The sequence below is a fragment of the Actinomyces sp. oral taxon 170 str. F0386 genome, assembly GCF_000195595.1.
GTDB lineage: Bacteria > Actinomycetota > Actinomycetes > Actinomycetales > Actinomycetaceae > Actinomyces.
Window position 1 is genome coordinate 103,939 of record NZ_GL882530.1, and the last position, 7,404, is coordinate 111,342.

Genomic DNA, 7,404 nt, shown 5'->3' on the forward strand with positions numbered 1-7,404 from the left:
TGGGGAAATGAGATCGTGTGGTGCTCAGCCCTCCGTGCACTCGGTCAGGACCGACATGATCCCCGCGACGGGGATGCTCAGCCAGTCGGGACGGTTGCGGGCCTCGTAGACGGCCTCGTACAGGGCCTTATCGAGCTCCAGGCAGGTCAGGACCGTTCGGTGCGCCGCCTCCGCCTGCTCTGCGGTCGGTGACGTGGTCTGCGAACCGGTCTGCGCGGTGTCCTCAGGGCCGATCTCCTGGCGCCCCTGGTGGTAGCCGTCCTCGAAGGCGGCGCGCACGGCGGTCAGCCAGTCGGGATGGGGCGCCTCGCCGACAGCTGCGGCGTAGTCGAAGGAGCGCAGCATCCCGGCCACGTCCCGGGCCGGCAGGTCGGGGTCGGAGCGCTGCGCCAGGGGGCGCAAGGGCTCGCCCTCGAAGTCCAGGACGTACCAGCGCTGCTGCCCGTCGACCTCGTGAAGCACCTGCCCCAGGTGGTAGTCGCCGTGGATGCGGGTGATCGGTTCCAGGGCGTCCAGTGTCTCGAGCCGCGCCAGCGTCTGCTCCACCCTGAGCTCCAGGGCGCGGATGTGGCCGGAGAGCTCGGGCACCTCCTCCAGAGCCCACCTGGCGCGCTTGCGCAGGGCGCTGGCGAGCTCGGCCGGTGAGGGCGGCTGGCCGGTGCCCAGGGACGCGGCCAGGTGATGGTGCATCTGCGCGGTCGTGCGCCCCAGGTCGCGGGCCAGGTCGACGGCGCGGGCCCGCACGGGCCCGTCGACGTCGTCGGTGGAGGCCAGAGAGCAGAACAGCTCGAAGCCGTCGTCGGCCCGGGGCACGAAGCTGCACGCCACCGCCGAGTCGGTGGACTCTTCCAGGGCCGGTTGACCGCAGCCGCCGACGCGGTTCCAGGTCAGGGTGGACCAGGCCACCGGTGTGCGCACCCGGTCCCAGCCGCTGCGGGCCAGGGCCACCGACAGTTCGACGTCCGGGTTGCGCCCGTGCTCCAGGACCCGCAGGAGCTTGACTATGAGGTCCCCCGTGGCGGTGTCCTGCTCTCCGAGGGGCGCGTTGTCGCCTTCGCCGCCGGCGGGGGCCGGAAGGATGACGGAGGTGTTGGACTGCTCCCCGGTGGTCACCCGTAGCCTCGGGGCGCGCTGGGCGATGGCCAGGGCGCCGGTCTCTCCCAGGACGGTGCCCGCCTGCAGGGCACTCAGGGCCCAGGCGCGCCAGAAGGCGGGGTGGTGGGCACCGTCGACGAGTGCGACCCGCGATGGTGCGCCTGCGGAGGCGGTCTCCAGGGTCAGGCCGTGGTTGCCGGGCGCCTCACCCGGGGTGGCGAAGGAGTCCAGGGCCTCGGCGGCCTCCAGGACCACGGGGACGTGCAGCAGCACCATCCCGTCGCTGTGGCCGGTCTCCGCCTGGTTTCCCCTGAGGGCGGCGACGACGAGGTCTCGCACGCCAGTCTCCGGCTCCCAGGAGGCGATGATGCGCAAGGATCCCAACGGCGGAGCGGCGTCCCCCTTGAGCGGGAACCAGCGGCGCTCAAGCATCCAGGGCCCCAGGGCCGCCAGGATCTCGGTGTCACTGGGCCAGGTCGACGGCGCCGCGGCGCTGCGCAGGCTCCCCGCGGCCGGCGCCTGGGCCTGTGGCTGCTCGGTGGAGGAAGTGGTATCGGTGGGCATCAGGCATCCTCGGTGGGGTGGTGCTCGTGGTCGCTGTAGGAGGCGTCGGTCGGGATCGCAGAGGATCGTGAGCCCGCTGGGCGCGCCGAGTCCGCAGCATCCCCGGCGTTCTCAGCATCCGCTGTGCCCTGCGCGCTCTCCGGTTCGCCCCTCTCGACGGACAGCCAATAGTAGCCGCGTGCACCCAGTGTGAGGGTGAGGCGGCCGTCCTCGTCGACAGGGGGGAAGGCGCAGCCCCCGAACAGGTCGGTTGTGCCGCGGCCCGCCAGCTCGGGCACCTCGATCGTCACCGAGCGGGGTGTGGCCGAGAGGTTGGCGACGCACAGGAGGCTCTCGGCGCCGGGTAGATCCGGGTCGTCGCAGCGCGTATGAGCCAGGACGGCGTCGTCGCTGGTGGGACGCAGAAGGAAACCGCCGCGCCCCAGGACCGGGTGGGAGCGGCGCAGGTGCAGGATCCGCCGGGTAAAGTGCAGCAGCGAGTCGGGCCTGCCCATCTCGGTGGCCACCGTCAGGTGCGCGTAGCCGGGTGCCTGAATGAGCGGCAGGGTCAGCGCACCGGGGTCGACGACGGTGGAGAAGCCCATGTTGGGGGAGTCGTCCCACTGCATGGGGGTGCGCACGGCGTCGCGGTCCTCCAGCCAGATGTTCTCGCCCATGCCGATCTCGTCGCCGTAGTAGAGGCAGGGGCTGCCCGGCAGGGACAGCAGGAGGGCGTAGGCCAGCTCGACTTCGGCGCGTGAGGCGTCCAGGAGCGGGGCCAGGCGCCGCCGGATCCCGATGTTGGCGCGCATGCGCTCCTCGGGGGCGTACCAGGCGTACATCTGGTCGCGCTCGGCGTCGGTGACCATCTCCAGGGTCAGCTCGTCGTGGTTGCGCAGGAAGGTACCCCACTGCCCGTGGGCGGGAATGTCAGGGGTCTTCTCCAGCACCCAGCGGATGGCCTCGGCCGAGCCCTGGCGCAGCGCGTAGAAGATGCGCGGCATGACCGGGAAGTGGAAGCACATCGTGCACTCGGGGGCCTCCTCGGTGCCGAAGTACTCCACGACGTCCTCGGGCCACTGGTTGGCCTCGGCGAGCGTGATGGTCCCGGGGAACTCCCGATCGAGCATCTCGCGGATGCCGGCGATGATCTCGTGGGTGCCGGGCAGATTCTCGCAGCTGGTGCCCTCCGACTCGGTCAGGTAGGGGACGGCGTCAAGGCGGAAGCCGTCCACCCCGGTGCGTGCCCAGAAGCGGACGACGTCGTGGATCGCGTCGATGACCGCCGGATTGTGGTAGTTGAGGTCGGGCTGGTGGGAGAAGAAGCGGTGCCAGTAGAACTGACCGCGCTCGACGTCGTAGGACCAGTTCGACTCCTCGGTGTCCACGAAGATGATGCGGGCGTCGTCGTAGCCGGAGTCGTCGTCGGCCCACACGTAGAAGTCCCCGTAGGGGCCCTCGGGGTCGGAGCGGGAGGCCTGGAACCAGGGGTGGGCGTCGGAAGTGTGGTTGACGACCATGTCGATGATGATCCGGATCCCGCGCTGGTGGGCCTGGTGGACCAGCTCGCGGAAGTCCTCCATCGTCCCGTAGCGGGGGTCGATGGCCGTGTAGTCGGAGATGTCGTAGCCGCCGTCGCGGATGGGCGAGGGATAGAAGGGTGGGATCCACACGCAGTCCACGCCCAGCCACGCCAGGTAGTCCAGACGGGAGATGAGCCCACGCAGGTCCCCGATCCCGTCTCCGTCGGAGTCTGCGAAGGATCGCAGCAGCGCCTCGTAGAAGACGGCTGTGCGGAACCACTCGGGGTCCGCACTGATGCCGGGGCGGGCTTGGGGCGGTAGGACCGGTACCCCCGGGATCGGCGGAGCCACCGTCATCGGCATGGGGATCCCGCCGCTGGGGGTGGGGATCGCCGCCATCGGGGCAGAGGCGGGGGCCGACATGGGGGCGGCCACCGGAGCGGGCTGGCCGAAGGGCGCGACCTGTCCCGGCTGGCCGGGCTGAACGGGTATCGTGGCCGGTGCCGCAGCCGGAGCCTCGTTGCCGGCGGGCATCGGAGCTGGGTTCATCGGGTCCGTACTCACAGCGGCTCCACGGAGAAGACGTGGGCGACCTGCCCGGCGAAGGGGTCGAGGCGCACGTAGTTCTGCCCGGACCACTCGTAGGAGTCCCCGGTGAGCTCGTCGGTCACCTTGACCACCGGGCGTGAGGCGTCGACCCAGCTCGGCAGCCCCAGGGCCTCCAGGTCGAGGTAGACCTCGCCGGCGCGTGCGCTGTGCGGGTCGAGGTTGACGACGGTCAGGACGACGTCATCCCTGCCCGTGGGGCTGTGGAAGGCGTCCACCCGCTTGGAGTAGGCGATGATCTGGTCATCGCTGGTGGGGTGGAAGTAGATGTCCCGCAGCTGGCGCAGGGCCGGGTGAGCGGCCCGGGCGGCGTTGAGGCGGGTGAGGAGGTCCTCGATGCCGTTGCGGCGGGCGGTGGCGAAGTCACGCGGCTTGTACTCGTACTTCTCGTTGTCGATCTGCTCCTCGTAGCCCGGGCGCGGTGTGGACTCGGCCAGCTCGTAGCCGGAGTAGATGCCCCAGGTGGGTGAGAGCGTGGCCGCCAGCACGGCCCGCAGCTTGAAGGCCGGCACCTTCCCGTTGGTCATGAAGGGCGTGAGAATGTCGTGCGTGGTGGGCCAGAAGGCCGGGCGCAGCAGGTGGGCGGTGTCCTTGCTGAGCTCCATCATGTACTCGATGAGCTCTTCCTTGGTGTTGCGCCAGGCGAAGTACGTGTAGGACTGGTGGAAGCCGATCATGCCCAGGGTGCGCATCATGGCCGGACGGGTGAAGGCCTCGGCCAGGAAGAGCACGTCTGGGGACTTGGCGTGGATCTCGGCGATGAGCCGCTGCCAGAACGTCAGGGGCTTGGTGTGGGGGTTGTCCACCCGGAAGATCGTCACCCCGTGCGCGATCCAGGTGCGCACGACCTCCAGGACGGCCTGGTAGATCCCCTCGGGGTCGTTGTCGAAATTGAGCGGGTAGATGTCCTGGTACTTCTTGGGCGGGTTCTCGGCGTAGGCGATGGAGCCGTCGGCCAGGACCGTGAACCACTCGGGGTGCTCAGCGACCCATGGGTGGTCCGGGGAGCACTGGAGCGCCAGGTCCAGGGCCACCTCCATACCCAGCTCGTTCGAGCGGGCCACCAGGGCGTCGAAGTCCTCGAAGGTGCCCAGGTCGGGGTGGATGGCGTCGTGGCCGCCGTCGGGCGAGCCGATGCCGTAGGGGGAGCCGGGGTCCCCGGGCCGGGCCGTCAGGGTGTTGTTGCGGCCCTTGCGGTTGGTGAGGCCGATCGGGGAGATCGGTGTGAGGTAGAGGACGTCGAAGCCCATGGCCGCGATGCGGTCCAGGCGCTCGGCGGCGCTGCGCAGCGTCCCCGAGTGCCAGGTGCCGTCCTCACTGACCCCCGAACCCAGCGAGCGCGGGAAGATCTCGTACCAGGAGCCGGCCAGGGCGCGCTCGCGGTCCACCTGGAGGGGGTACTCGGCGGTGGGGGAGACGTGGTCGCGCAGCGGCAGGCGTTCCAGGGCCGCCTTGACCGAGTCGGCCAGACCGGCCGCCAGACGGTCGTCCACGGGGTTGGAGGGGTCGCGCATGATCCACACGGCGTCGTTGAGGGCCTTGACGCCCTCCTCGTCACGGCCCTCGATGGCCAGCGCCCGGTCCAGGACCCGGGCACCCTCCTCCAGCATGAGCTCGACGTCGATGCCCGCCGGCACCTTGATGCCGGCGTCGTGGCTCCAGGTGGCGTACGGGTCCGACCAGCCCTCGACGCGGAAGCGCCAGTCCCCGGGAGCGTCGGGTGCCAGGGACGCCTCGTAGCGGTCCAGGCCCGGGGCGATGTCGTGCATGCGGGCGCTCGGGCCGTCGCTGCCGTCGGGGCGAACCAGGACCGCGGTGGCTCCGTAGCGGTCGTGCCCCTCGCGGAAAACGGTGGCGCGAACCGGGATGACCTCCCCGACGACGGCCTTGGCCGGCCAGCGTCCGTCCTCGACGACGGGGAAGACCTCGGTGACCGGGATCCGGCCGATGAGTGAGTGCCGGGCCGGCTGCGGCGTGCTCGCCACGGTGGGCAGGGCCGCTGCGGGCGCTGTGGCCGTTGCAGACGCCGCCTCAGGTGCCTTCGCGGGCACGTCGGTCGGAGCGGCAGCGGACGTGGAGGGACGGGGGGACTGCTTCTTGCCGGCCTTGGGCGTCGTGTTAGGAGTCACAAGCGCAAGACTACGGTGAGAAACGACCTGAGTCACATATCCGACCGCACGACGACGACCGGCCCGGTACGCGCGTCGCGAACCGGGCCGATCGGAGCGGTTGAGCCGCAGGGCTCTGCGGTGATGAGTGGCCGTCAGTAGGTCATGTGCATGGCGGTGCGGACGTCGTCGAGCGTCTTGCTGGCGACCTCGTTGGCCCGGTCGTTGCCCTGCCCCAGGACCTCCAGGAGGTAGTCCTCGTTGGCGGCCAGCTCGGCGCGGCGGGCCCGGATGGGGGCGAAGAACTCGTTGACGGCCTCCGTGGTGACCTTCTTGAGCGTGCCCGCGCCGCCGTCGCCAATGCGCTCGGCGATCTCCTCGGGTGCGCCCGCACCGCACAGGGAGGCCAGCATCAGCAGGTTGGAGACCTCCGGGCGTTCGGTGGGGTCGTAGGTGATGACGCGGTCGGAGTCCGTCTTGGCCTTCTTGAGGGCCTTGGCGGTCTCGTCGGCACTCATGCCCAGCTCGATCGTGTTGCGTCGGGACTTGCTCATCTTCTCCCCGTCCAGGCCCAGCAGCATCGGGGCCTCGCTGAGGAGGGCCTCAGGGCGGCGGAAGACCGGGCGGTCCTTGACGGCCCGCCCGTAGCGCTTGTCGAAGCGCTGGGCGATGAGACGGGCCTGCTCCAGGTGGGGGAGCTGGTCCTTGCCCACGGGGACGAGGTTGGCCTGGCAGAAGAGGATGTCGGTGGCCTGGTGGACCGGGTAGGTGAGCAGCAGACCACTCATGGCGCGTCCGTCGGTGGCCTCCAGCTCGGACTTCACCGTGGGATTGCGGTGGAGCTCGGCCTCGGTGACCAGCGACAGGAAGGGCAGCATCAGCTGATTCTGGGCCGGGACAGCCGAGTGGGCGAAGATCGTCGAATGCTGCGGGTCCACGCCCACGGCCAGGGCGTCGGTGACCAGGGACAGGACGCGCTCGCGGATGGGGCCGACGGCGTCGCGGTCGGTGATGACCTGGTAGTCGGCCACGAGGATCCAGGTATCCACGCCCGCGTCCTGGATCGTTTTCCAGGAGTGCATGGTGCCGAAGTAGTGGCCCAGGTGCATATTCCCGGTGGGGCGCACCCCGGTGAGCATCCGGTAGCGACCGGGGTTGACGGCGATGTCGGCCTCGATCTCGGCGGAGCGGGCGATCGATCGGGCCAATGAGGCGTCATCGGTGGCGTTGGCCAGGGCCTCCTCGGCCGCGGTAGGAGTCTGAGTCATGGCCTCATCCTAGGGGGTGCGGTCTCGACGCTGGTGTGGAGGCGGCCGGTCCGGGTTGGTGAGTCCCAGCGTCCTGGGCTTCCGTGACATATCCGATGAAGAGTGCGAAGAACAGGGGCGAACACCCTGAAGTCGCCGTCTGCGCCCCTGATGTTGTTCGGGGTGGTGGTGTGGGGGTGGTGGTTACAGGATGGTTACGTTCTGGTTGTTTGGTGGGCGTGTTTGTCTGCTGGTGGTGGTGTGGGGTGGTGCTTGGTGTCG

At 70.0% G+C, this 7,404-nt stretch carries 4 protein-coding genes; all 4 read right to left on the reverse strand.

The window, feature by feature from the left end; translation table 11 throughout:
- Nucleotides 1–24 precede the first annotated feature (24 nt).
- Nucleotides 25–1,659 (reverse strand): phosphotransferase, encoded by a 1,635-nt coding sequence (locus HMPREF9056_RS04450; RefSeq protein WP_009403241.1) that lies wholly within the window; start codon nucleotides 1,657–1,659, stop codon nucleotides 25–27.
- Nucleotides 1,659–3,710: a maltose alpha-D-glucosyltransferase gene (gene treS, locus HMPREF9056_RS04455; protein WP_253269928.1), complete on the reverse strand. Its 2,052-nt coding sequence runs from the start codon at nucleotides 3,708–3,710 to the stop codon at nucleotides 1,659–1,661. The genes HMPREF9056_RS04450 and treS overlap by 1 nt, the downstream gene beginning before the upstream one ends.
- A gap of 11 nt (nucleotides 3,711–3,721) precedes the next feature.
- Complete coding sequence (locus tag HMPREF9056_RS04460) at nucleotides 3,722–5,896, reverse strand: alpha-1,4-glucan--maltose-1-phosphate maltosyltransferase (RefSeq protein WP_301280240.1); 2,175 nt, start codon at nucleotides 5,894–5,896, stop codon at nucleotides 3,722–3,724.
- Between the two features lie 134 nt (nucleotides 5,897–6,030).
- On the reverse strand, nucleotides 6,031–7,143 hold the full coding sequence (gene trpS, locus HMPREF9056_RS04465; RefSeq protein WP_009403245.1) for a tryptophan--tRNA ligase: 1,113 nt from the start codon (nucleotides 7,141–7,143) through the stop codon (nucleotides 6,031–6,033).
- Nucleotides 7,144–7,404 lie beyond the last annotated feature (261 nt).

Bases quoted from the DNA above. Each gene is read 5' to 3' on its own strand.
- HMPREF9056_RS04450 (WP_009403241.1), bottom strand. From the start codon at position 1,659: ATGCCCACCGATACCACTTCCTCCACCGAGCAGCCACAGGCCCAGGCG.
- treS (WP_253269928.1), bottom strand. From the start codon at position 3,710: ATGAACCCAGCTCCGATGCCCGCCGGCAACGAGGCTCCGGCTGCGGCA.
- trpS (WP_009403245.1), bottom strand. From the start codon at position 7,143: ATGACTCAGACTCCTACCGCGGCCGAGGAGGCCCTGGCCAACGCCACC.